Genomic DNA, 23035 nt, shown 5'->3' on the forward strand with positions numbered 1-23035 from the left:
GGCCACCCAGATCAAGTGGGGCCTGGACTACATGAACTCCCGCTACGGCAGCCCCGTCGAGGCCTGGAACTTCTGGTCCGCCAACCACTGGTACTGAGCCGCCACAAGCAAATGCGCCACGCGGCAGCAGACATACGAAGGCCCCGGTGGCCGGCCTCCCCAGGTCCGGCCCCCGGGGCCTTCTGCATCCCATCCCACAGGGTTCGAGTGGCCCGCTCGCGGGCTCAGGCGCTCACAGCCGCTGGATGATCGTCCCGGTCGCGAGCGCACCGCCCGCACACATGGTGATCAGCGCGAATTCCTTGTCGCGGCGTTCCAGTTCGTGCAGCGCGGTGGTGATCAGCCGGGCGCCGGTGGCGCCGACGGGGTGGCCGAGGGCGATGGCGCCGCCGTTGACGTTGACCTTCTCCAGATCCTGGTCGAAGACCTGGGCCCAGCTGAGGACGACGGAGGCGAAGGCCTCGTTGATCTCGACGAGGTCGATGTCCTTGAGGGACATCCCGGCCTTGCCGAGCACGGCCCGTGTGGCGTCGATCGGCCCGTCCAGGTGGTAGTGCGGGTCGGCGCCGACCAGGGTCTGGGCGACGATGCGGGCGCGCGGCTTGAGCTTGAGGGCGCGGGCCATCTTGCGGGAGGCCCACATCACGGCGGCGGCGCCGTCGGATATCTGCGAGGAGTTCCCGGCCGTGTGCACGGCGGTCGGCATGACCGGCTTGAGCCGGGCCAGGCCCTCCATGCTGGTGTCGCGCAGGCCCTCGTCGCGGTCGACCAGGCGCCACATGCCCTGCCCGGCGGCCTGCTCCTCCTCGGTGGTGGGCACCTGCACGGCGAAGGTCTCGCGCTTGAAGCGCTCCTCCGCCCAGGCGGTGGCGGCCCGCTCCTGCGAGAGCACTCCGAGGCGGTCGACGTCCTCGCGCGTCAGGCCCCGGTTGCGGGCGATGCGCTCGGCGGCCTCGAACTGGTTGGGCAGGTCGACGTTCCACTCGTCCGGGAACGGCTTTCCGGGCCCGTGCTTGGATCCCGAGCCCAGCGGGACGCGGCTCATGGCCTCGACCCCGCAGGCGATGCCGATGTCCATGACCCCGCCGGAGATCATGTTGGCCACCATGTGGTTGGCCTGCTGGGAGCTGCCGCACTGACAGTCCACGGTCGTCGCGGCGGTCTCGTACGGGAGGCCCATGGCGAGCCAGGCGTTGCGGGCGGGGTTCATCGACTGCTCGCCGGCGTGGGTGACGGTGCCGCCGACGATCTGCTCGACGCAGTCGGGCTGGATTCCGGTTCGGGCGAGCAGTTCGCGGTACGTCTCGCCGAGCAGGTAGGCGGGATGGAGGTTGGCGAGCGCGCCCCCGCGCTTGCCGATGGGGGTGCGTACGGCTTCGACGATGACGGGTTCCGCGGCCATGAGCTCGTCCTCTCCTGCACTGTGCCGGCGCGGCGGGCCGTCCCGGCGGCCCCGCCCGAACTAGTACGCGTTCTAGTTCTCCCCGCAGTTTTATGACCTGCGGCCCCTCCACGCAAGGGTCTTGCACGCGGCCTGCACGGATTCCACACGCAACAGGTGCTGCGCCAAGCCTTGTCACTTCTAGAACTCGTTACTACCTTCAAGCCAACATCTGATGGGCCGTCAGACTTTGGAGTCGCCCGATGTCCTGCCCCGCGCTGCCCGAAGGCTTCGACGCCACCGACCCCGACCTGCTCCAAAGCCGGGTCCCGCTGCCGGAGTTCGCGGAACTGCGGCAGACCGCACCGGTGTGGTGGTGCCCGCAGCCCCGCGGCGTCACCGGTTTCGACGACGAGGGCTACTGGGTCGTGACCCGGCACGCGGACGTCAAGTACGTCTCCACGCACCCGGAGCTCTTCTCCTCGACCATCAACACGGCGATCATCCGGTTCAACGAGCACATCCAGCGTGATGCCATAGATGCCCAGCGTCTGATCATGCTGAACATGGATCCGCCGGAACACACCCGTGTACGTCAGATCGTGCAGCGCGGATTCACCCCGCGCTCCATCCGCGGCCTGGAGGACGCCCTGCGTGACCGGGCCCGGAAGATCGTCGAGGAGGCGGTGGCGGCCTCGGCGGACGGCAGCTTCGACTTCGTCACGCAGGTGGCCTGCGAACTCCCGCTCCAGGCCATCGCCGAGCTGATCGGCGTGCCGCAGAAGGACCGCGCCAAGATCTTCGACTGGTCGAACAAGATGATCGCGTACGACGACCCGGAGTACGCGATCACCGAGGAGGTCGGCTCCAACGCGGCGGTGGAGCTGATCGGTTACGCCATGAACCTCTCCGCCGAGCGCAAGGAGTGCCCCGCCCAGGACATCGTCACGCAGCTCGTGGCGGCCGAGGGCCAGGGCAACCTGGGCTCCGACGAGTTCGGCTTCTTCGTGCTGCTGCTGGCGGTCGCGGGCAACGAGACCACCCGCAACGCCATCAGCCACGGCATGCACGCCTTCCTCACCCACCCCGAGCAGTGGGAGCTGTACAAGGCGACCCGGCCGTCCACGGCCGCGGAGGAGATCGTGCGCTGGGCCACCCCGGTGGTGTCGTTCCAGCGCACCGCCACCCAGGACACCGAACTGGGCGGCCAGAAGATCAAGGCGGGCGACCGGGTGGGGATGTTCTACTCCTCCGCCAACCACGACCCCGAGGTCTTCGAGAACCCGGACGTCTTCGACATCACCCGCGACCCGAACCCGCACCTGGGCTTCGGCGGCGGCGGTCCGCACTTCTGCCTCGGCAAGTCCCTGGCCGTCCTGGAGATCGACCTGATCTTCAACGCGCTCGCCGACGCCCTGCCCGACCTGCGCCTTACCGGTGACGCCCCGCGGCGACTGCGCGCGGCGTGGCTGAACGGCATCAAGGAGCTCCGGGTCAGCCACGGCTGACCCGTGAACCAGGACGGCAGGGGCCTCCTCCTCCCACGCCCCGGCCCCTGCCGTCCGTCGGCACCGCGATCCGCACCGGCTCCGGAATCCGCTTCGACTGCGGAATCCGCTTCGACTCCGGATCCGCGCCCGCCCCCGAGTGGCGGCGCCGTCACGACCGGCGGATCCTGACAGCACGCGGCGATCCACCGACGGGGTGCCGGGGCGGACTGCCAGTCGCCCCGGCACCCCGTCGGCGTTCGGCCGCCACCCGCCGTCACTCCAGGCGAGGGAGCCGCCATGTCAGCCGTCATCTCCAACACCGCGTACGACGAGCTCGCCAAGGCCTTCCGGGGACCGCTCGTGCGGCCCGGCGACGACGGTTACGAGGAGGACCGCCGGGTCTGGAACGGCTCCGTTGACCGCCGTCCCGCCCTCATCGCCCACTGCACCGGCGCCGCCGACGTGATCGCCGCCGTCCGGTGCGCCGGCCCCTCCGGACCCGCGGCCGGACTGCCCCTGGCGGTGCGCAGCGGCGGTCACAGCTTCCCGGGGCAGTCGGTGTGCGACGACGGCATCGTCATCGACCTGTCCCTGATGAAGGGGATCCGGGTCGATCCCGAGGCCCGGACGGTGCGGGCCCAGGCCGGGGTGCTGCTCGGCGAACTGGACCACGAGACGCAGGCCTTCGGGCTGGCCGTGCCCGCCGGGATCGTCACCCACACGGGGCTGGCGGGACTCACCCTCGGCGGCGGCATCGGCTGGCTGATGCGCAAGTACGGCCTCACCATCGACCAGTTGCTCTCCGTCGACCTGGTCACCGCCGACGGCACCCTCTTGAAGGCGAGCGCGGACGTCGACCCGGACCTCTTCTGGGGGGTGCGGGGCGGCGGCGGCAACTTCGGCATCGTCACGGAGTTCGAGTTCCGGCTCAACCCGGTCGGGCCCGTCGTACTGGCCGGCCCCGTCGCCTGGCACATGGCGGATTCGGCGCGCCTGCTGCGCTTCTACCGCGAGTGGATCACCGACGTACCGGACGACCTGACCACGGCGGTGGTGCACCGCAAGGCGCCGTCGCTGCCGTACGTCCCGCCCGAGCTGCACGGGAAACCGGTGGTCATGGTGGTGTGCTGTTACGCCGGGCCGGTGGAGGAGGGCGAGCGGGTGCTGCGGCCGCTGCGCGCGTGGGGGCCGCCGCCGGTGCTGGACCTGTGCGCGCCGAAGCCGTTCGTCCAGCACCAGGCGATGTTCGACCCGTCGTTCCCGCACGGCCGCTGGTACTACTTCAAGTCCTGCGACGTGGACCGGCTCGGCGACGAGGTCATCGACGTCACCGCCGAGCACGCGGCGCGGATCGTGTCTCCGCTGACCGCCTTCCCGATCTTCCAGCTGGGCGGAGCGATCGGCCGCGTCGGCGAGGAGGAGACGGCCTTCGGCAGGCGCACCGCCGGCCACACGTTCAACATCAACGGAACGTGCGAGGGCGCCGAGGGCTTCGAGCGGGAGCGGGAGTGGGCGCGCGGCCTGTGGTCGGCGCTCGCCCCGCACCAGACCGGCGTGTACGCGAACTTCCTGATGGAGGAGGGCGAGGACCGGGTGCGCGAGGCGTACGGGCCCGAGAAGTACCGGCGGCTGCGGGAACTCAAGCGCCACTACGACCCGGGCAACCTCTTCCGCCTCAACCAGAACATCCCGCCGGCCGTCAGGGGCAGTTGACGGGCGGGTTGCCGGAAGCCACCCGGCACAGGTCGATCCCGGTTCCGCCGTCGACGAGTCCGGCGTTCGGGCCGACGCGGACGAGGTCGTTGTCATCGCCGCCGAGGACCTGGCCGGTCGGGGCGACACCGATGTCGGCCGTGATGTGGTCGCTGCCCGCACCACCGGCCACGGTGCCCGCGACGGTGCCGGTGATGACGATGTAGTCACTGCCGCCCAGGCCGTCGACCCGGTCGCCCGGAGCGAGGGCGCCGCAGCGGATGAGGTCGGCCCCGGCGGTCCCGAGGACGGTCGTACCGGTCACGGGACGGCCGTTGACCGTGCAGGAGGCCACGGCGTGGGCGGGCGTCACGGTCAGGGCGAGGGGAGCGATCGAGAGGGTGGCGGCGCAGAACGCACGCGTCATGTGTCTGATCATGCGATGAGTGACACACGGTTGCCATGCGGTCGCAATCCGGCACGGGCGACGACTCTTCCGACGGGGTCGACAAGCCACCCGGACGGGCCACGGGCCCGTGCCCTCGCCCGGGCCTGCCCTCGCCCGGGGCACGGGCACGGGCCCCGGACGCCGCACGGGTCCGGCCGTCCGTTGCCCGCACCGTCACCGAACGGCCCCCAAACCTCGTGCCCCCGGCACCGGCGCCCGGCCAGAGCACTAGCTCCGGGCGGCGGCCTTGACCTGCGTATCCGTACCTTCCAACGCTCCGGTCCGCTGCGCCGGCACCGTCAGCTGGAGCCGGCGCGGCCCCGACAGCACGTACACGAGCCCGAAGCCCGCGCAGACCACGACCGCGCCGCCCACGGCGTCCAGCACCCAGTGGTTGGCCGTGGCCACGATCGCGCACACCGTGATCAGCGGGTGCAGCACGCCGAGCAGCTTCTGCCAGCCCTTCGGCGCCAGCACCACGATCACGATCCCGCACCACAGCGACCAGCCGAAGTGCAGCGAGGGCATCGCCGCGTACTGGTTGGAGATCGCGGTCATCGCCCCGTACGACGGGTTCGCGAGGTCCTGCGGCCCGTGCACGGTGTCGATGAAGCCGAGCCCGGGCATGAGGCGCGGCGGTGCGAGCGGGTAGAGCCAGAAGCCTATGAGCGCGAGGACGGTGGCGAGGCCGAGGGAGGCCCTGGCCCAGCGGTAGTCCCCGGGGCTCCGCCAGTACAGCACCGCCAGGATCGTCAGCGGGATCACGAAGTGGAAGGAGGTGTAGTAGAAGTTGAAGAACGCCTCCAGCCAGGGCGTGTTCACCACGGCGTGGTTCACGGCGTGCTCGATGTCGATGCCGAGCGCCTTCTCGATGCCGTGGATCTGGCTGCCGTTGCCCTCGGCGAGCGAGCGGCTCGTGGGCGCGGCGGCCCGGATGTGGGAGTACAGGGAGTATCCGACCCGTATCAGCAGCAGTTCCAGCAGCAGGTTCGGGCGGGACAGCACGCGCCGCCAGAACGGCAGCAGCGGCACCCGCGCCCACCGGGCGGCCGCCGGGCGGCCGTAGCCGGTGGGGACGGGCTCGCGCCAGTACGGCGAGGAACGCGGCAGGAACGGCACGGCGCAGGCCGCCGCCAGCGCGGTCAGGAGCAGCACGTTGTCCCGTACGGGCGCCAGCGCCACCAGGTTCGGCAGCAGCACGTCGCTCGGCAGGGTCAGGGCCAGGACCACGGCGACCGGCCACACGGGCCGGTCGGCGGCCCGCTTGCCGACCTTGCCCGCCACCGCGAGCAGCACCCACAGCATCTGGTGGCGCCAGCCGGTCGGGCACACGGCGACGGCCACGCAGCCGGTGATGGCGACGGCGAGCAGCATCTGGCCGTCGCGCGCGTAGCGGGCGGCGCGGCGCAGCCCGAGGTAGCCGACGGTGCCGGCGAGGGCGAGGTAGAGCAGGATCTCGACCGGGCCGGTCAGGCCGAAGCGCAGGAGCGCGCCGTGCAGGGACTGGTTGGCGAGCCCGTCGGGGGCGCCGCCGAGGCCGGTGCCGGCCAGGTGCCTCACCCAGTACGTCCACGAGTCGCGCGGCAGGGCCGCCCAGGACAGCGCGGTGGCTCCGGCGAAGGTCAGGGCGGCGGAGCTCGCGGTCGGGCGCCGCCCGGCGAGCCACAGCAGCGGGGCGAACAGCAGCAGGGCGGGCTGGAGGGCGGCGGCGAGGCCGAGGAGGAATCCGGCCGGGCGCTCGCCGGGCACGCGGAACACGGCCAGGAGCACCAGCAGCACGGGCAGCACGGCCGTCTGCCCCGGCGAGGCGGCCTCGCGTACGGGCAGCGAGACCATCAGCAGCGCGGTCAGCACAGGCGCGGCCAGCAGCGCGGTGCGGCGCGGCACGGGATCGGGCAGGCCGCGCGCGGCAACGAGCCCGATGGCGGCCACGAACAGCAGCGTCACGGTCGTCCAGGCCAGCTCCAGCGAGGGCGCGGCGAGGGCGGTGAACGGCTTCAGCACCAGCCCGGCGAAGGGCGTGCCGGTGAACTGGCCGGCGTCGTACAGGGTGCCGGGCAGGCTGCCGGGGAGGTGGACCCCGCTCAACCACTCGCCCGGTGGCACGCGCAGCACGGCGGCGGCCTGTCTGACGGCGAGCACTCCCGCCAGCATCCACAGGAGGAGGCGAGCGGCCGCGAGCCTGCCACTACCGCCTATGACTCCGGCATGTCCGTGTCCACCACTGTGCTCCGCCGCGTTAGCCACGCCTCGCCGGCCTCCCGCCCAATTGACCGCAACCCCGACTTCGCCTGGCTGCCGCGTTTCATACCGCGTTTCATACCGCGCTGTTCATTACCCGGACGACGATATCCCGGGTCGGATACCTAGGATGGCCCGCATGAGCATCGTGAAGATCAACGCGCTGACCGTACCTGCCGAACAGCGGGAGGTGCTGGAGCAGCGGTTCGCCTCCCGGGCCGGGGCCGTGGAGTCCTCGGACGGGTTCGAGTGGTTCGAGCTGCTGCGCCCGGTGGAGGGCACCGACCAGTACCTCGTGTACACGCGGTGGCGGTCCGAGGAGGACTTCCAGGCGTGGATGGAGGGGCCGATGAAGGCGGCTCACCAGGGCGGCGGCGAGGGCGGCGGCGAGCGTCCGAAGCCGGCGGCTTCCGGGTCCTCGGTGTGGTCGTTCGAGGTCGTGCAGCAGGCTGCTCCGAAGAAGGCCTGAAGCCGGCGCGCAGTGAGGCCCGGGGCGCCCGCCCCGGGCCTCACTCCTTTGATCCCTTCTCTTCTCTCTTCTCTCCGCTCTCCGCCCTGCCGCTCAGCTCCAGAAGGCGTCTTCCTCGTCGATGTCCTGGGTGCACTCGTCGATGTCGGTGATCTTGCCGCCGACGATCGTGAAGAAGAGGCCTTCCTGGACCTCGATGCCCCGGTCGCCGCGGTCGGCCTTCAGCGTGTGGAACGACATGACGTGCCCGCGCCCGTCCGCCAGCACCGCGTGCAGGTCGATCGTGAGGGTTCCTTTCGTCTCCTCCCCGAGCCGGCGGTAGAGGTCGAGGACGGCCTCACGCCCCTTGTGGTGCCCGGACAGCGGGTTGTCCCCCGGCACGTGGTGGATGACGTCGGCCGTGAACAGGGTGCTCATCGTTTCCAGGTCGCCCTTGGAGAAGGCTTCGTAGCCTCGGCGGACCAGGACGGCGTCGGGATGCTTGGACATGGCTTACACACCCTCCATGTGGGCGATTTTCCCTTTTTCACATCATCGGTCCGTGCCTGTGGATATTCCACGCGGGAGATCCGCCGGCCGCTCCACAATGGCGCCATGAACAGCAACACGATCAAGACGTGGACCGTGGCCCCCGAGCCGTATGACACCCCTGACGCCGTCGTCCTGCTGCGCGCGTACTACGCGGAGGTCGCCGGTCGGTACTGGAAACGGTCCGTGACCGAGGCCGAGATCGACCAGGGCGTCCTCGATTTCCCGGCCGACGGGCTGGCCCCGCCGACGGGCCAGTTCGTCGTCGGCCGGCTGGCGGGCGAGCCGCTGGCGTGCGGCGGATTTCGACTGCTGGACCCGGTGACCGCCGAGCTCACGAGGGTGTACGTCGACACGCGCACCCGTGGTACCGGCGGCGGGGCGGCGCTCCTGGAGGTGCTGGAGTCGGAGGCCCGCGCGCTGGGCGCGGAGCGCGTCCGGCTGGACACCCGGTCGGACCTCGTGGAGGCGCGGGCGCTGTACGCGCGGCACGGGTACCGGGAAATACCCGCGTACAACGACGGCCCGTATGCCGAGCACTGGTTCGAGAAGCGACTCGTCTGAGTCCGGCCCGTGTGGCCGCCGCGGCCGGTGCGGGCGGCGCGGGCGGCGGTACGGCCTAGGGAGCGGCGTGGTCCCGCCGCGGAAGGCCTTCGTGGGGCTCCTCGGCGTCGCATCCGCACAGCTCCGCGTTGATCTCGCGCACCAGCTTGTCCAAGTCCGTCGGGCGGTCCGGGCTCCACCAGTCGCCGAGCAGTTCGGCGAGGGATTCCTGACGGGCGGCGGAGAGCTTGACGGCGGCTTCACGACCCTGGTCGGTGAGGACGAGCGGCAGTCCGTCGCGGACGGCGAAATGTCGTTCCTCGACCTGGCGGGCCGCGTCCGTGATGGTCGCCAGGGGGACGCTGGTGCGCTCGGCGAGGAGCGCGGGCTCGGCGGAGCCGTATTTGTTGATCCGCAGCAGCAGCCAGCTGGAGGCGGGCAGCAGGTCGTAGCCGGCCTTCTCGGTGATCTTCTCGTAGACGTGGCGGCGACCTTCCCGGGTGCCGAGGACCGACAGTGCGCGGGCCACCTCGTCGCGGGATGAGCGCTGCACCGGGTTGGAGGCGAGGGTCTCGGAAACGTCGGGCGCGGTCACGGATGCGCGGAGCTTGTCCTCCTTCAGGAACCAGGAGATGAGGAAGGCGACGAGGACGACAGGCACGGCGTACAGGAACACGTCCGTGATGGCGGAGGCGTAGGCGTCGAGCACCCTGGGTTGCAGGTCGGCGGGGAGGCCGGCTATCGCCCGGGGGTCGGCCTCCAGCCGTTCGGCACTGGCGCCGGGCGGCAGCGGAATCCCGGCGAGGGTGGTGACCAGTTTCCCGTCGAGCCCGTTGGTGAAGACCGTGCCGAAGATCGCGACGCCGAAGGAGGCGCCGATGGAGCGGAAGAAGGTGGCACCGGAGGTGGCGACGCCGAGGTCGGCGTAGCTGACGGCGTTCTGCACGACCAGGACGAGTACCTGCATGACGAGGCCGAGTCCGACGCCGAAGACGAAGAAATAGGCGCTCGTCTCCCAGGTGGAGCTGGTCCGGTCCATCTGGTGCAGCAGGAGCAGGCCGATCGCGGTGACGCCGGTGCCGGCGATCGGGAAGACCTTCCAGCGCCCGGTGCGGCTGACGATCTGGCCGGAGCCGGTGGAGGCGATCAGCATGCCTATGACCATCGGCAGCATGTGGACCCCGGACATGGTCGGTGACACGCCCTGGACGACCTGGAGGAAGGTCGGCAGGTAGACCATCGCGCCGAACATGGCGAAGCCGACGATGAAGCTGATCACCGAGCAGAGGGTGAAGGTGCGGATGCGGAAAAGCTTCAGCGGCAGGACCGGTTCGACGGCCTTCCGCTCCACGAGGACGAAGGCGACGAGCAGCACGGCGGCGAGGACGGCGAGGCCGATGATCCGGGCCGAGCCCCAGCCCCAGGTGCCGCCGAGGGAGGCGACCAGCACGAGACAAGTGGCGACGGAGGCGATGAGGAAGGTGCCGAGGTAGTCGATGGTGTGCTTCGAGGGGCGCGCCGGGATGTGCAGGGCGGCGGCGATGACGACGAGCGCGACGAGACCGATGGGGAGGTTGATGTAGAAGACCCAGCGCCAGGAGAGGTTGTCCACGAACAGGCCGCCGAGCAGCGGGCCGAGCACGCTGGTCGCGCCGAAGACGGCGCCGAACAGGCCCTGGTACTTGCCGCGTTCACGGGGAGGGACGATGTCGCCGACGATCGCCATCGACAGCACTATCAGCCCGCCGCCGCCCAGGCCCTGCAGGGCGCGGAAGCCGATGAGCTGCGGCATGTTCTGGGCGAGACCGCAGAGGGCGGAGCCGATGAGGAACAGGACGATGGCGTACTGGAAGAGCTTCTTGCGGCCGTACTGGTCACCGAGTTTGCCCCACAGCGGGGTGGCCGCGGTGGAGGCGAGCAGGTAGGCGGTGACGACCCAGGACAGATGGGCCATGCCGCCGAGGTCGCTGACGATGGTGGGCAGGGCGGTCGAGACGATGGTCTGGTCGAGCGCGGCGATGAGCAGGCCCAGGAGGAGGGCGCCGATGGAGACGAGTACCTCGCGGGATGCGTGCTCGGCTGCGGGTCCGGGGTTCTGCGGGCCGGGACCGGGGTCCCTGGACTCCTTGGTCACATCCTGAGTCATCGACTCCTCCTCAGGGCCGGAGCAACATCTCCATCGTGAGCGGTGTGTCCGGTTATGGCCTCTCGGGCGCTTGGGAGGGCCTTGACGCATCTGGATAATCGCTGGCAGTGGCCAGGGAGGGATTCCAGTGAGCGGTGAACACTGTCCGGATTGCGGCGCCGTAGTCGGCGGCGGCTGCCGGTGTGCGCCGGATGTGGGGTTCAACCCCTTGCGCATCCGCCCGTACGTGACGTTGCCGAACCCGGGCGAGCCGGAGCCCACCGTGCCGCCACAGCCGGTGACGGGCGTGGTCGCCCCGGAACCCCATCACGACACCCCGGCGTACGGCACGCCCGCGTACGCCACGCCTGAGGCGATGCCGGGGGCGATAACGGGGGCGACACCCTCGCCGATACCGGCGGCACCGTTGGCACAGACGTGGCCGGACGCCACGCAGCCGCAGCCGCAGGCGCAGGCGCAGGCGCAGGCGCAGCCGCAGGCGGACGCTGCGGAGACGGTCCAGCTGCCGGCGGTGCCGGGAGCGGAGGCGGGGGCGACCCCGGCAGGAATGCCGGGCGGGGCCGAGCCGGGTGCCGGAACACCGCCGACTGCCGGGGCGGTGCCGGTGAACGGACCGCTCCCGGGGGTGGCGCCCGGTCCTGCGACGCCGCTTGGGGCTGGAGTGCCCACGGCCGGGGCGGCCGCGGAAACCGCGGCCTTCCCGATGGCACCGGACGCCGAGGCATTCCCGGGCGCGCCGGCGACCGCCGCGTACCCGGCTTACCCGGCGTACCCGGCGTTCGCGGACACCGCCGGCGACTCGGAAGCGGGATGGGGAGGGGGTGGGGGCGGGGACCCGGAGAAGCGTGGCGGCGGTTCGACTCCCCGGCGCCTGTTGCCGCTGCTGCTGGGTGCCGCGGCGGTGGTGGCCGTCGGCGGGACGGCCCTCGCGGCGTTCGTGCTGCCGGAGTCCGGCAGCGGTGACACCGCCCTGATGGACGCGAAGGCGTCGGCGCCCGCGGCCGTCGCCGCGTCCCCGTCCACCTCGCAGTCATCGGCCGCGCCGAGTGCGTCGGCGTCGCCTTCGGCCTCGCGTTCCGCGTCGCCGAGTCCCTCGAAGTCTCCGTCACCGAGTGCGTCGCGTTCGGCGACGTCCGCCCCGCCGAGCCCGTCGGCGAGTGCGAGCCGGTCCCCCAGCCCGTCGAAGCCGCCGGCCCCCTCGGGTCCGACGCTGCGCTACGGCGACTCGGGGCCGGAGGTGGAGAAGCTGCAGCGGTTGCTGGCGGCGCAGGGGCTGTTCTCGTCCAAGTTCAACGGCAAGTTCGACTGGCGCGTGGAGAACGCCGTGTCGACCTTCCAGTTCAACAACGACATCAACGAGGAGTGGGGCGTCTACGGTCCGCTCACCCGCCGGGCCCTGGAGGGCTGAGGGCAGCGCCGTCGCCGTCGCCTGCGATGGCGACGGCGCCGGCCGGTGATTGGCGTCGACCGCCCTTGTTTTGTATCGTGGAGGAACAAAGTGGTTCCGTCCGCACTCCCTGACCGGTGGACGGAACCGCTTGTTCTCTTTTCCCGCCCGTCTGGAGCCCAGTCGATGCCGGCCAGCACCACCGCCACCACCACCGCACCCGTAGTCCTGACCGCCAAGGCCCTGCTCTTGGACATGGACGGGACGATCGTCAACTCGGACGCGGTGGTCGAGCGGTGCTGGCGCGACTGGGCGGTGTCCCACGGGCTGGACCCACAGGAGGCCCTCAAGGTGGTCCACGGCCGCCAGGGCTACGCCACCATGGCGGTACTCCTGCCGGACCGTCCGATGGAGCTCAACCACGCGGAGAACGCGGTGATGCTCGCCCGCGAGACCGCCGACGTCGACGGCGTGGTGCCCGTGCCGGGCGCCCCGGAGTTCATGGCCGCACTCGCCGACCTGCCGCACGCCCTGGTCACCTCGGCCGACGCGGCCCTGGCCACGGCCCGGATGACGGCTGCGAACCTCCCGATGCCGGAGGTCCGGGTCACGGCCGAGTCCGTCCGGGCCAGCAAGCCGGACCCGGAGGGCTTCCTCATGGGCGCCTCAGCACTGGGTGTGACCCCGGCCGACTGCCTCGTCTTCGAGGACTCGGCCGCCGGCATCGCCGCGGGCCGGGCGGCGGGCATGCGCGTGATCGGCATCGGCCCCCGCGCGGCCGCCCACACCCCGACGGCCCACGCGGAAGACCTTCGCTCTCTGCGGGTGACGGCGACCGCGGACGGATCGATCGAAGTAACGGTGGGCACGGCGGCCTGAGAGGGTCCGACGGCCTGACAGGGTCCGACGGCAGCGAGCGGCCCGTGCGGGGGTGGCGGCTGGAGTTTGGCGGTGCCTCGGTCGGTCGGGGCCGGGAAGGGTTGGGGCTTTCCCGTCGGTCCCACTGTCCTTCCGCGTCGGGCCGCCCTGTCAAGGGCGCTCCTCCTTCGTCGTCGCGTCGCTGCGCGATCGCCTACGGCGACCCTTGACAGACCGACCCGCCACGGAAAAACAAGGACCAACGGGAAACCCCCAAAAGAACGGGCCGGGAGGAACGGCAACGACCGGGCCGGGCAGGGATGTCCGACCCGGCTTCGCGCCGGCAGGCTCCCAAATGTCGACCGCAAGAGCCCCGACGGGGGGAAGGGCGCGTCACATCGCTACGCGCTCCTCATTTCTCAGCGTCCGGCCCCCGCCTGGGGCTGATCTCGCCTCAGATCGCTACGCGCTCCGCGTTGACGGCGTGCGACGGCTGTTTGGGGCTGGACATAAGCCGCCCAAGGCCGCGATTCCCCTTCCCTGACCGCGTCCGACGGCCGTCGAGAGGGAAGACGGAGCCAAACAGCGCCCAAGGCGCAGGTCCAGGCCAGGGGCCGGGCCGGGAGGCCGGGGCGCAGGCCCGGGCCGGGAGGCCGGGGCGCAGGCCCGGGCCGGGAGGCCGGGGCGCAGGCCCGGGCCCCGCAGGCCCGGGACGGGGTCCGCCTCGATCCGTCCGGCCCGCCGCGAGGCGAGACGTCAGCCCGTGATCGCCTCGTACAGCGAGAACACCGCCAACGCCGCCATGACCGCCGCCGCCACCTTGGTGATCAGCCGCAGCGGCACGTACTTCATCAGCGTGCGACCGCCCAGGATGCCGATGCCCGCGACCGCCCACAGGGCCAGCACGGCGCCGAGGCCCACCGACACGGGGTTGTCGTAGCGGGCCGCGAGGTTGGCGGTCATGATCTGCGTCAGATCACCGAACTCGGCCACCAGGATCAGCATGAACCCGGCCCCGGAGACCTTCCAGAACGACTGGTCGGCGGGCGCCTTGACCTCCTCCTCCCCGTCGCTCTTCTTCAGGAGCAGCATCGCCGCACCGGCCAGGAAGAGGAGGCCCACGACCGCCTGGACGAGCCGGTGCGGGAGCAGGGTCAGCACGCTGCCCGCGGCGATGGCCAGCGCGACGTGCACGGCGAAGGCGGCGGCCACGCCGGCGAAGACGTACGAGGCGCGGTAACGGGTTCCGAGCATCAGACCGGCGAGGGCCGTCTTGTCGGGGAGCTCGGCGAGGAAGACGACGCCGAAGGCGATCGCCATGACGGTGAAGCTGAACACGGAGGAGGAACCTCAATCGGTCGGGCAGGACGCCATCGGCACCGAGAGACCTGGGCTGTGTCAGGGGTCGCTTCGGCTCGGCGGCGCCCTGATCGCGTACGCGCGCAAGAACGCGCTTCCGCATGGACAGGACACTGCGGCCGAAGGTCTCGCTGGCCTGTCACCTGCGGTGACCTGCCTCCGGGCGCCGGCTGGGATGACCCAGCAGTATGTCGACGGTCCGGCGAAGAGCTACTCCCCTTCTGCTCCGTACAGAGTACGCGACGCCCACCAGCGCCCGGAATAGGCCTTTGGTCCCGAAGGGGACGGCCCCACAGCCGGAATCTCAACTTCCAGTTGAAGCAAGGGACTTGCACGACTTGATGTGACGTGCACATGTCGCCAAGCTGTCACCTGGCGCCCATCCCCGCGAAACCCGGCGCCGACAGCATGGCCGCGCCCCGCCGGGGTGCCGCACGACCACACCCCCCCACCCAGGGAGCCCCTCATGGCACTCATACCCAATGTCTACGCGCGTCGACTCGGCGTGCTCGCCTCCACGGCGGCGCTCGCCGCGCTCACCTCCCTCGTCAGCGCCCCCGCCGCCCAGGCCGCCCCGCCCACCCCCATCAGCGCCGCGGCCGCCCGCGCCTACCTGGCGACGGTCACCCCGCAGGCGGAAGGCTCCAACGCCGGCTACAGCCGCGACCTCTTCCCGCACTGGAGCACCGTCTCCGGGACCTGCAACACCCGCGAGACCGTCCTCAAGCGGGACGGCGTGGGCGTCGTCACGGACTCCTCCTGCGCCTCGGTGAGCGGCAGCTGGTACTCCGAGTACGACGGCGCCACGTGGACCGCCGCCTCCGACCTCGACATCGACCACGTCGTGCCGCTCTCCGAGGCCTGGCACTCCGGCGCCGGCTCCTGGACCACCAGCAAGCGCCAGCAGTTCGCCAACGACCTCACCCGCCCGCAGCTCATCGCGGTCACGGACAACGTCAACCAGGCCAAGGGCGACCAGGACCCCGCCGAGTGGCTGCCCTCTCGGACCGCCTACCGCTGTACGTACGCGCGGATGTGGGTCCACGTGAAGCAGTACTGGGGCCTGAGCATGGACTCCGCGGAGAAGACGGCACTGGTGAACGTCCTGAACGGCTGCTGACCGTTCCCCCTCCCGGCCCTCCCGCCTCTCCCCCGTCAGGGGGAGGCGCGGCTCCCCCTCCCCGTCGTACCGTGATCCAAGGGGATATGGAGGAGGGGGAGTTGCATGGCCGGATTGCGTCTGGGGCCACTGCTGCGCCATGTCGACTGGGACACGGGCCGGTCGGCGACCATATGGGTCGAGGCGGACCGCCCGTGCACGGCCGAGGTGAGGTGCGCGGACGGGGCGGGCGGCAGCGCGCGCACCTTCCAGATAGCCGGCCATCACTACGCGGTCGTGCCGGTGACGGGCCTGAGCCCGGGTGCGGTGACGGAGTACGAGGTGCTGCTCGACGGGGTGCGGGTGTGGCCGCTGCCCGACAGCCGCTTCCCGGCGAGCACGATCGGCACTCCGGCCGTGGCGGGCCCGGGCTCGGCCCGGCCCTCCCCTGGTGTGCGGATCACCTTCGGATCCTGCCGTCAGGCCGCACCGCCGGCAGGACGGCACGGGAGGCACGGCCCGGACGCCCTCGACACCCTCGCGGCGCGCCTGGCCGCGGACCCGGAGGCGGAGCGCCCGGACGTACTGCTGCTGCTCGGCGACCAGGTGTACGCGGACGCCCTGTCGGCGGAGACCCGGAAGTGGCTGGCCGCCCGGCGGGACCTGCGGGAGGCGCCGGGCGCGCAGGTCGCGGACTACGAGGAGTACACCCGGCTCTACTACGAGTCCTGGCTCGATCCGGAGATCCGCTGGCTGCTGTCGACGGTGCCGAGCCTGCACATATTCGACGACCACGACGTCATCGACGACTGGAACACGAGCGCGGCCTGGCTGGCGGAGATGCGAGCGACGCCGTGGTGGCAGGAGCGGGTGCTCAGCGGGCTGATGTCGTACTGGGTGTACCAGCACCTGGGCAATCTCTCGCCCGCCGAGTTGGAGGCCGACGCACTCTACGCGGCGATACGGCAGACGCCTGACGGCACGGACGCGCTCCGGGCCTTCGCGGCGGCGGCCGATGCCGATCCGGGCACGGTGCGCTGGAGCTACCGGCGCGACTTCGGCCGGACCAGGCTCCTCATGGTGGACACCCGCGCGGCGCGGGTGCTGGCGGAGGACGGGCGGGCGATGCTCGATCCGGCGGAGCGGGACTGGCTGCGGGAGAACGCCCTGGCCGGGCACGGCGGTTACGACCACCTCCTCATCGGGTCCTCGCTGCCGTGGCTGATGCCGCCGCTGATCCACGACGCCGAGACGTGGAACGCGGCGGTGTGCCGTGGGGATCGCGGTCCGCGGTGGGCGCGGATCGGGGAGAACCTGCGGCGGCGCAGCGATCTGGAGCACTGGGCCGCGTTCCCGGCCTCGTTCGCGATGCTGACGGATCTGATCGAGGAGGTGGCGACGGGGCCGCGGGCGCCGGCGACGGTGGCCGTCCTGTCCGGGGACGTGCACCACGCGTATGTCGCCGAACCTCGAATACCCAGTACGGCGCGGGTGTTCCAGCTGACGTGCTCGCCCGTGCACAACTCCATCCATACCGCCGTGAAGTGGGGCTTCCGGTTGGGCTGGTCGCGCACGGGTCGGTGGCTGGGCCGCGGCTTCACCCGCCACGGGCGCACGGGCCGCCCGCCGCTGAGCTGGCGTCGTACGGCCGGTCCCTGGTTCGGAAACCAGCTGATGACCCTGACGCTCTCGGCGCGCACGGCGCGGCTCCAACTGCACCAGGCGCGCAAGAAGAGCAGGACCGGCGCCGAACTGGCGACCCTGCTGGACCGGGAGCTGACGGAGGTGGTGTAACGGGCGACACGGCTGACACACCTGAGGTCAGGGGCGGCCCCGGGGGTTCAAGGGGTGGACTCCGGGCGTACGCTGTATGGCTGTCAGCCGCTCCTGCCGCTCCCCCGCGACGTCGCGGCGCTTCATGCCGCAGCACGTCAACCGGACTGGGGAGTCCCGCTTTGTTTGAGACTCTGGGGTCGCTGACCGCGAGCCCATGGATCTACGCCGTGGTGGCCGTGTCCGTCGTGCTCGACGTCTTCCTTCCGGTGCTGCCGAGCGGGGTTCTGGTGATCACCGCGGCGGCTGCGGCGGCGGCCGCCGGGGCGGCGGGGCCCGTGCCGGTGCCCACGCAGGTCCCGGACATCCTCGCCCTGCTCGTGATCGCCACGACGGCGTCGGTGCTGGGTGACATGGCGGCGTTCCGGCTGGCCCGGCGCGGCGGGGCCCGGCTGGACCGGGCCATCGCACGCTCCCGCCGGCTGACCCGTGCCCACGAGCGTCTGGGCACGGCCCTGGCCCGCGGCGGGGGCGCCCTCGTCGTGATCGCCCGCTTCGCCCCGGCGGGGCGCTCGGTGGTGTCGCTGGGCGCGGGCAAGACCCACCGCAAGGTGAAGGACTTCCTCCCCTGGTCGGTCCTGGCCGGCATGGCCTGGGCCGGCTACAGCGTGGCCCTCGGCTACTTCGGCACCCAGTGGCTGGGCACCCAATGGCTCGGCACCGCCGTCTCCCTGGTGGCCCTCTTCGCGGCGGGCGCCCTGGCCGCCTTCCTCCTCCGCCGCCCCCATCCCACCCCGGCCACGTAACCCGCCGGGGGACGGCAGCAGCGCGATCGCGCCCCTCCGGTGTTTGAGGAACGGGGTCCGGCGGAGCCCCGGTTTCGGAAACGGGCGGGGTGGGGGGAAGGCCCGCGCAGCGGATCGACTCCCCCGACCGGAGCAGCGGCTCACCCGTTCACCCGACCCCGCGCGCCGTGCCCGAGCCGGGCTCCTAGCGTCCGAAGGACGGTGCGCAACCGAATCCGCGTCACATCCGTGCCCTGGCCGCGCCGTTTCGAGGAGCCCGAGGAGTTCTCTCCATGCACGCCACGCCGCCGCACGCGACACCGCCGCACGCCAAGCCCCCCGCCCAACCCCTCGGCCGCGGACACGGCCCCGGCACCCGCACCCGCACCCGCACCCGCACCCGCCGCGTAACGGCCGTCGCCGCCGCGACCCTCGCGGTCGCCGCCGTCACCCCCGTCACGCTCGCCTACGCATCCCCCTCCGCCACCGTCTCCCCCAGCACCGTCGCCCCCGGCGGCCGCGTGGCCCTCAACCTCGAAGGCTGCGGCACCAAGACCGGCCGGGCCTCCTCCACCGCCTTCGGCGAGGTGCTCCTGACACCGGGCAACCTCCAGGCCACCAACCTCTTCGCCAACGCCACCATCTCCCGCAACGCCTCCACCGGCACCCATCGGGTCCTTTTCGAGTGCGGCAACCCCCGCGGCGAGCAGGTCACCATCTCCATCCAGGTGATCTCGGGCGCCGCCCGCGGCGGGATCGGCGGCAGCTTCGCCTCCATGAGCACGGGGCAGATCGCCGCGGGCGGAGCGCTCGCCGCCGGCGCGCTCGGCACCGGCGTGTGGCTGCTGCGCCGCCGTTCGGCCGCCTGAGCCCACAGCGCCCCGCAGCGGAGGTTGCCTTCGGTCCCGCCTGCTCGGGACCTTCCCCGCTCCCGCACCACTCCCGCGCCGCGCGCGCCTCCGCAAGGCCGAACCGCCCTCGTCCGGGTCCGCGCGGCCCTGGAGGCGCGCTCCGGCATGCCCCCGGTCACGTACGTCTCCCATCCCGGTATCCCCGACCAAGGTGCTCCCGGGCCGCGGCGGGGGCGCCCGCTTGACGGTCCTCGGGGCGCGCCACCGCCTGCGGGTGCACGACGGGACGGCCGGGGGCTCACCTGAGTCCGTACGCGGAGCGCTGCCCCGAGCTGGATGTCGAGAGCCGGTGACGGCTCCGGACGACACCGCCGGCCAACTGGTCGCGCCCGCCCTCCCGGCACCTGAGCCCGGTCACCCACACGGGGCTGCCGCACACGGGCTGCCGCACACGGGCTGCCCCGTCGCGGTCGGTCCCCTGGCGGAGGACGCCGCCCAGGCCGCGGCCTCGTGGCGGGCCCGCACGCCCCCGGCGTCACGCCGAGGCGGCGGCGGAAGCCTGCCCCCGTACCTGGAGGCCGTCGAGCAGCGCCGCCGTGGCCTCGGCGACGGCCTCCACGGCCGCCTCGAAGACCTCGTGGTTGTGCGCGGCGGGCGCTCTGAATCCGGACACCTTCCGTACGTATTGCAGCGCGGCGGCGCGGATCTCCTCCTCCGTGGCCTTCTCGGGGAGGGCGGGTGGGCGCAGGGTCTTGATGGAACGGCACATACCTCCACTATGCCGGGGGCAGTTCCGCCCCGGACAGCTTCATGATGAGCCCGGCCTGTATCCGTGCCCGCAGTTGCCGGTCCTCGACCGCGTCGAGCAGCCCGATGGCCTGCCGCATGGTCTCGGCGGCCCGTCGGTCGTCGCGCAGCGAGGCGGTCTGGTCGGTCATGTGCCGCAGTGCGATGTCGGCCCGGCGGTGGAACAGCTGCCCGACGAGGGTGACGACCAGTCCCACGGAGCCGGTCACGATCCCGAGGTACAGGTCTCCGGTGCTCTCGGCCTTCCACACGGCCGACCCCACCCCGAAGAGCAGGATCGCCGCGCCCGCGGCGGCGAACCGCTGGCCGGCCGCGAAGCTGCTCCGGGCCTGCGTCAGCCCGTACGCGTAGTACTCGACGAGCAGCGGCGTGAACTCGTCGCGCCGGGCCTCGGGCTGCCCCGCCGGTGGCCGTACGGCGCCCACGTCCTGGAACTTCGGCGCCCCGGTCCGCGCCTCGGGCACGACGGCGGTGACGGTAGCGACGGCAGCGACGGCTCCCGACTCGCCGAGCCCGGCGAGCAGTCGCGCCCGCTCCTCCTCGCGCCGCCGCTCGAACCCGGTCCCCCGGACCCGCTCCAGCACCACCAGCACCGCCGCGACGACCCCGGCAGCCCCACCCCACGCCAGCCACTCGCCCATCCCCCGACGATCCCACGACCTCCGTACGCCGCCAAGGGGCCGGAGTCCGTGTGGCACAGTGGCGCCATCGATCACGACGCGCGGGGGGCACGGACATGACGACGCTCGAAAAGGGCGGAAACGCGCCCATCGCCACCCATCCGATCACCGCTTCGCTCCATTGCACGGGCGCGCCGGTGGACCTCAGCGCCCTCCTCGTGACGGCGGACGGCAGGGTCCGGTCGGACGACGACATGGTCTTCTACAACCAGCCGTCCGCCGAGTCCGGCGCGGTCCGCCACCTCGCCGCCGACGCCTCGGGGCCCGAACGCGTCGAGGTGGACCCGTCCGCGCTGCCCGCCGAGGTGGACCGGGTGGTCCTGATCGCGAGCTGCGACCCGGACGACGCGGCCCGCACCTTCCGCGAGGTGAGCGACGTACGGGTGCTGTCCGCGCAGGCCGGTACGGCGCCGGTGGAGTTCCGCGTTCCGCCCCTCGCCGACGGCGAACGGGCCGTACTGCTGATGGAGATCTACCGCCGCGGCCCCGGCTGGAAGCTCCGCGCCATCGGCCAGGGCTACGCGGACGGCCTGGCGGGCCTGGCGACGGACTTCGGCGTGACGGTGGCGACCCAGCCCTCGCCCCCACCCGCGACCCCGACGCCGACCCCGCCCCCGATCACGCCCCCGCCCGCGTCCGGGCCCCGCCCCCTGGGCAAGATCAGCCTGGCCAAAGGCGGCGCGGCCTCGATCAACCTGGACAAGCAGGACCGCGAGCTGGTGGTCACCGCCACCCTGGAGTGGGACGGCGGCAGCGAGCAGCGCCGCGCACGCGGGGCCGACCTGGACCTCTACGCCCTCTTCGTGCCGGCCTCCGAGGCCCGGCGCGGCACGGAAGAACCCGGCACCCTGGTCAAGTCCGGCCCGACCTCCGCGAAGCAGTCCAAGGCCGTCTACTACAAGAACCGCGGCTCACTCGACCAGGCCCCGTTCATCAAGCTGGACGGCGACGCCCGCAAGCCCGGCCGTGAAACCGTCCGCATCACCCGCCCGGAGCAACAGGGCTACGTCCTGCTCTGCGCGTACTCGGCCCTCAGCAACGGTTTCGGCTCGTTCCGCAGTTTCGGCGCCCACGTGATCGTCACCGACGGCCGCGGCTCCACGGTGACGGTCCCCCTCTACGAGAACACCAAGACCCGCTACTGGGTGGCCATGGCCCTCGTCGACTTCACCGGCCCGCACGGCGCGGCCATCCGCCACATCGAGGCGTACAGCGGCCGCATGACCGAACGCCGCCCGGTCCTCCACCCGGATGGAACCATCCAGATGAACGCCGGCCCTGTGGAGTTCAAGCGCTCCGGAACCTAGACTGACGGGGCCATGAAAGATCCCCGAATGCAGGGAGATGTCCCGTATGGCCAAGCGAGGTAACAAGAAGCGCGCCCGCAAGAAGAAGAAGGCCAACCACGGCAAGCGCCCCAACGCCTGACACGAAAGGCCCCCCGCCACGACCGGCGGGGGGCCTTCGCACCCGAGGGGCGCGGACGGCGGGGGCGACGCCTCATCGACCGCGAGCACCCGCACCTTCCGGCAGGTCCGTGACCCGCCGAGCGGTCACCAGATAGCCCGCGAAGCGCACGTCCGGCCGGGCCTTCGCCCACCCGTCCGCCTTCTCGACCGGAACCATCACGGTGGTGCCCGGAACGGGCCGGTTCACCTTGTCCGTCGCGCCCGGGAGCACCCCGAAACGGCAGTGCACCTCGACGATCGACACCACCCCCACCGAGGTGGGTACGCGCCCCTCCCCCTGGCCGTGGTGCTCCTCGCGGAAATCGATCGCAGCCGCACGTTCGCCACCGACGAGGGCGACGTAGTCCTCCGGATCGACCTCCAGCAGCGTCCACGAAACGACGTCCCCCGGCGCGAACGCCTCCCCGCAGCACTGCATCTGCCAGTCGTCGACCCAAACCGTGAACGTCATGCCGCCATTGTCCGCCGCCCGCGAACGGCTACCGCTGCAAGCCCCGCGCAGCGGCACGTCCCCTACCGGCGTTGCGGGTAGGGCGTATGGATCGTCTGGGGTTCAGACGGATGTGACTGGCCCGGATCGAGCCGTGGCAGTTCGTACTCGGGAACGAGGAAGCTGCCGTACGTCTCCCGAGCAGAGGACTCGCCCCAGAACACGGCGCCGGCGACTACGAACCCGCCCAGCAAGCGCTCACCGAGGACGAAGGCCCGCGCATCGTGCCAAGGACCCGGAACCGCTTCGCGTAGTTCCGCCTCTTCCTCGCCCGACGCATCGCGGATGGTCAACGACGGGTAGTGCGCCCGAACGGAAAGGGCGCTGACGTTCTTGAAGAGGATCTCCAGTGTTGTCGAGAGGCCCCGCTCGCCGTCCTGATGCCCTCTGAGCAACAGCTGACTGTGTCCGACGATGTAGGTGACCAGCCCGACGGGCCGCGCAAAGGTCACGGGCAGACGGGCCAAACCGACGTGCCGAGTCACCACTTGGTCCCCCCGACCCTCGTGCCCGTTGCCGTCAGATGTGGATGTCAAAGG

Annotated in this window: 22 protein-coding genes and 1 pseudogene; 13 read left to right on the forward strand and 10 right to left on the reverse strand. The window is 71.8% G+C overall.

What is annotated here, in order from left to right; genetic code table 11:
- A pseudogene (locus ACFYZL_RS17240) lies at positions 1–97 on the forward strand (lytic transglycosylase domain-containing protein); the annotation flags it as partial.
- Positions 98–232: 135 nt separating this feature from the next.
- Here ACFYZL_RS17240 and ACFYZL_RS17245 read toward each other — a convergent pair.
- Positions 233–1402 (reverse strand): steroid 3-ketoacyl-CoA thiolase, encoded by a 1170-nt coding sequence (locus ACFYZL_RS17245; protein WP_384595042.1) that lies wholly within the window; start codon positions 1400–1402, stop codon positions 233–235.
- Positions 1403–1644: 242 nt separating this feature from the next.
- Here ACFYZL_RS17245 and ACFYZL_RS17250 point away from each other — a divergent pair, with 242 nt between their 5' ends.
- On the forward strand, positions 1645–2889 hold the full coding sequence (locus tag ACFYZL_RS17250; protein ID WP_384752649.1) for a cytochrome P450: 1245 nt from the start codon (positions 1645–1647) through the stop codon (positions 2887–2889).
- Positions 2890–3168: 279 nt separating this feature from the next.
- The gene (locus ACFYZL_RS17255; protein WP_388679726.1) at positions 3169–4584 is read left to right on the forward strand and encodes an FAD-binding oxidoreductase; all 1416 of its coding nucleotides are present in this window, start codon (positions 3169–3171) and stop codon (positions 4582–4584) included.
- On the opposite strand, the gene ACFYZL_RS17260 is transcribed toward ACFYZL_RS17255, so the two are convergent.
- Together ACFYZL_RS17260 and ACFYZL_RS17265 are read right to left on the reverse strand one after the other, a co-directional pair.
- Positions 4571–4990 (reverse strand): hypothetical protein, encoded by a 420-nt coding sequence (locus tag ACFYZL_RS17260; protein WP_384746185.1) that lies wholly within the window; start codon positions 4988–4990, stop codon positions 4571–4573. The two genes, ACFYZL_RS17255 and ACFYZL_RS17260, sit on opposite strands and share 14 nt — an antisense overlap.
- Before the next feature lie 249 nt (positions 4991–5239).
- Positions 5240–7258, reverse strand: coding sequence for a bifunctional glycosyltransferase 87/phosphatase PAP2 family protein (locus tag ACFYZL_RS17265; protein ID WP_388679730.1), 2019 nt, complete (start codon positions 7256–7258; stop codon positions 5240–5242).
- Between the two features lie 133 nt (positions 7259–7391).
- Between ACFYZL_RS17265 and ACFYZL_RS17270 the strand changes: the two genes are divergently transcribed.
- On the forward strand, positions 7392–7721 hold the full coding sequence (locus tag ACFYZL_RS17270) for an antibiotic biosynthesis monooxygenase (protein WP_365179898.1): 330 nt from the start codon (positions 7392–7394) through the stop codon (positions 7719–7721).
- Positions 7722–7814: 93 nt separating this feature from the next.
- On the opposite strand, the gene ACFYZL_RS17275 is transcribed toward ACFYZL_RS17270, so the two are convergent.
- Positions 7815–8210: a nuclear transport factor 2 family protein gene (locus ACFYZL_RS17275; RefSeq protein WP_384595026.1), complete on the reverse strand. Its 396-nt coding sequence runs from the start codon at positions 8208–8210 to the stop codon at positions 7815–7817.
- 105 nt (positions 8211–8315) lie between these two features.
- On the opposite strand from ACFYZL_RS17275, the gene ACFYZL_RS17280 reads away from it, so the two are divergent.
- Positions 8316–8813, forward strand: a complete 498-nt coding sequence (locus ACFYZL_RS17280; protein WP_384746184.1) for a GNAT family N-acetyltransferase — start codon at positions 8316–8318, stop codon at positions 8811–8813.
- 55 nt (positions 8814–8868) lie between these two features.
- Here ACFYZL_RS17280 and ACFYZL_RS17285 read toward each other — a convergent pair whose 3' ends face one another.
- Positions 8869–10938 carry a DHA2 family efflux MFS transporter permease subunit gene (locus ACFYZL_RS17285; protein ID WP_388679735.1) on the reverse strand — a complete coding sequence of 690 codons (2070 nt, stop codon included), beginning with the start codon at positions 10936–10938 and terminating at the stop codon, positions 8869–8871.
- Positions 10939–11164: 226 nt separating this feature from the next.
- On the opposite strand from ACFYZL_RS17285, the gene ACFYZL_RS17290 reads away from it, so the two are divergent.
- Both ACFYZL_RS17290 and ACFYZL_RS17295 read left to right on the forward strand, forming a co-directional pair.
- Positions 11165–12346, forward strand: a complete 1182-nt coding sequence (locus ACFYZL_RS17290) for a peptidoglycan-binding protein (protein WP_388679738.1) — start codon at positions 11165–11167, stop codon at positions 12344–12346.
- A 165-nt stretch (positions 12347–12511) separates the two neighbouring features.
- Positions 12512–13204, forward strand: a complete 693-nt coding sequence (locus ACFYZL_RS17295; protein ID WP_388679741.1) for an HAD-IA family hydrolase — start codon at positions 12512–12514, stop codon at positions 13202–13204.
- Positions 13205–13939: 735 nt separating this feature from the next.
- On the opposite strand, the gene ACFYZL_RS17300 is transcribed toward ACFYZL_RS17295, so the two are convergent.
- Positions 13940–14521 (reverse strand): TMEM165/GDT1 family protein, encoded by a 582-nt coding sequence (locus ACFYZL_RS17300; RefSeq protein WP_388679744.1) that lies wholly within the window; start codon positions 14519–14521, stop codon positions 13940–13942.
- Between the two features lie 496 nt (positions 14522–15017).
- Here ACFYZL_RS17300 and ACFYZL_RS17305 point away from each other — a divergent pair, with 496 nt between their 5' ends.
- From ACFYZL_RS17305 to ACFYZL_RS17320, 4 genes are all read left to right on the forward strand, one after another.
- The gene (locus tag ACFYZL_RS17305) at positions 15018–15662 is read left to right on the forward strand and encodes an HNH endonuclease family protein (protein ID WP_388680005.1); all 645 of its coding nucleotides are present in this window, start codon (positions 15018–15020) and stop codon (positions 15660–15662) included.
- Positions 15663–15767: 105 nt separating this feature from the next.
- Positions 15768–17435, forward strand: a complete 1668-nt coding sequence (locus ACFYZL_RS17310; protein WP_388679747.1) for an alkaline phosphatase D family protein — start codon at positions 15768–15770, stop codon at positions 17433–17435.
- 161 nt (positions 17436–17596) lie between these two features.
- Positions 17597–18220, forward strand: coding sequence for a DedA family protein (locus ACFYZL_RS17315; protein WP_384746179.1), 624 nt, complete (start codon positions 17597–17599; stop codon positions 18218–18220).
- A gap of 272 nt (positions 18221–18492) precedes the next feature.
- Positions 18493–19068, forward strand: coding sequence for a hypothetical protein (locus ACFYZL_RS17320; protein WP_388679750.1), 576 nt, complete (start codon positions 18493–18495; stop codon positions 19066–19068).
- Between the two features lie 517 nt (positions 19069–19585).
- Here ACFYZL_RS17320 and ACFYZL_RS17325 read toward each other — a convergent pair.
- Positions 19586–19819 (reverse strand): DUF2277 family protein, encoded by a 234-nt coding sequence (locus ACFYZL_RS17325; protein ID WP_384746177.1) that lies wholly within the window; start codon positions 19817–19819, stop codon positions 19586–19588.
- Between the two features lie 7 nt (positions 19820–19826).
- Complete coding sequence (locus tag ACFYZL_RS17330) at positions 19827–20498, reverse strand: hypothetical protein (RefSeq protein WP_384746176.1); 672 nt, start codon at positions 20496–20498, stop codon at positions 19827–19829.
- Positions 20499–20593: 95 nt separating this feature from the next.
- On the opposite strand from ACFYZL_RS17330, the gene ACFYZL_RS17335 reads away from it, so the two are divergent.
- A complete protein-coding gene (locus tag ACFYZL_RS17335; RefSeq protein ID WP_388679754.1) occupies positions 20594–21844 on the forward strand; it encodes a TerD family protein in 1251 nt (416 codons plus the stop codon).
- Positions 21845–21890: 46 nt separating this feature from the next.
- On the forward strand, positions 21891–21965 hold the full coding sequence (locus tag ACFYZL_RS17340) for a 50S ribosomal protein bL37 (protein WP_099895366.1): 75 nt from the start codon (positions 21891–21893) through the stop codon (positions 21963–21965).
- 72 nt (positions 21966–22037) lie between these two features.
- Here ACFYZL_RS17340 and ACFYZL_RS17345 read toward each other — a convergent pair whose 3' ends face one another.
- Together ACFYZL_RS17345 and ACFYZL_RS17350 are read right to left on the reverse strand one after the other, a co-directional pair.
- Positions 22038–22457 (reverse strand): DUF6578 domain-containing protein, encoded by a 420-nt coding sequence (locus ACFYZL_RS17345; protein ID WP_384746174.1) that lies wholly within the window; start codon positions 22455–22457, stop codon positions 22038–22040.
- Positions 22458–22519: 62 nt separating this feature from the next.
- Positions 22520–22948 (reverse strand): hypothetical protein, encoded by a 429-nt coding sequence (locus ACFYZL_RS17350; protein ID WP_384746173.1) that lies wholly within the window; start codon positions 22946–22948, stop codon positions 22520–22522.
- Between the last annotated feature and the right edge of the window lie 87 nt (positions 22949–23035).

Source organism: Streptomyces sp. NPDC001717 (assembly GCF_042892775.1).
GTDB lineage: Bacteria > Actinomycetota > Actinomycetes > Streptomycetales > Streptomycetaceae > Streptomyces.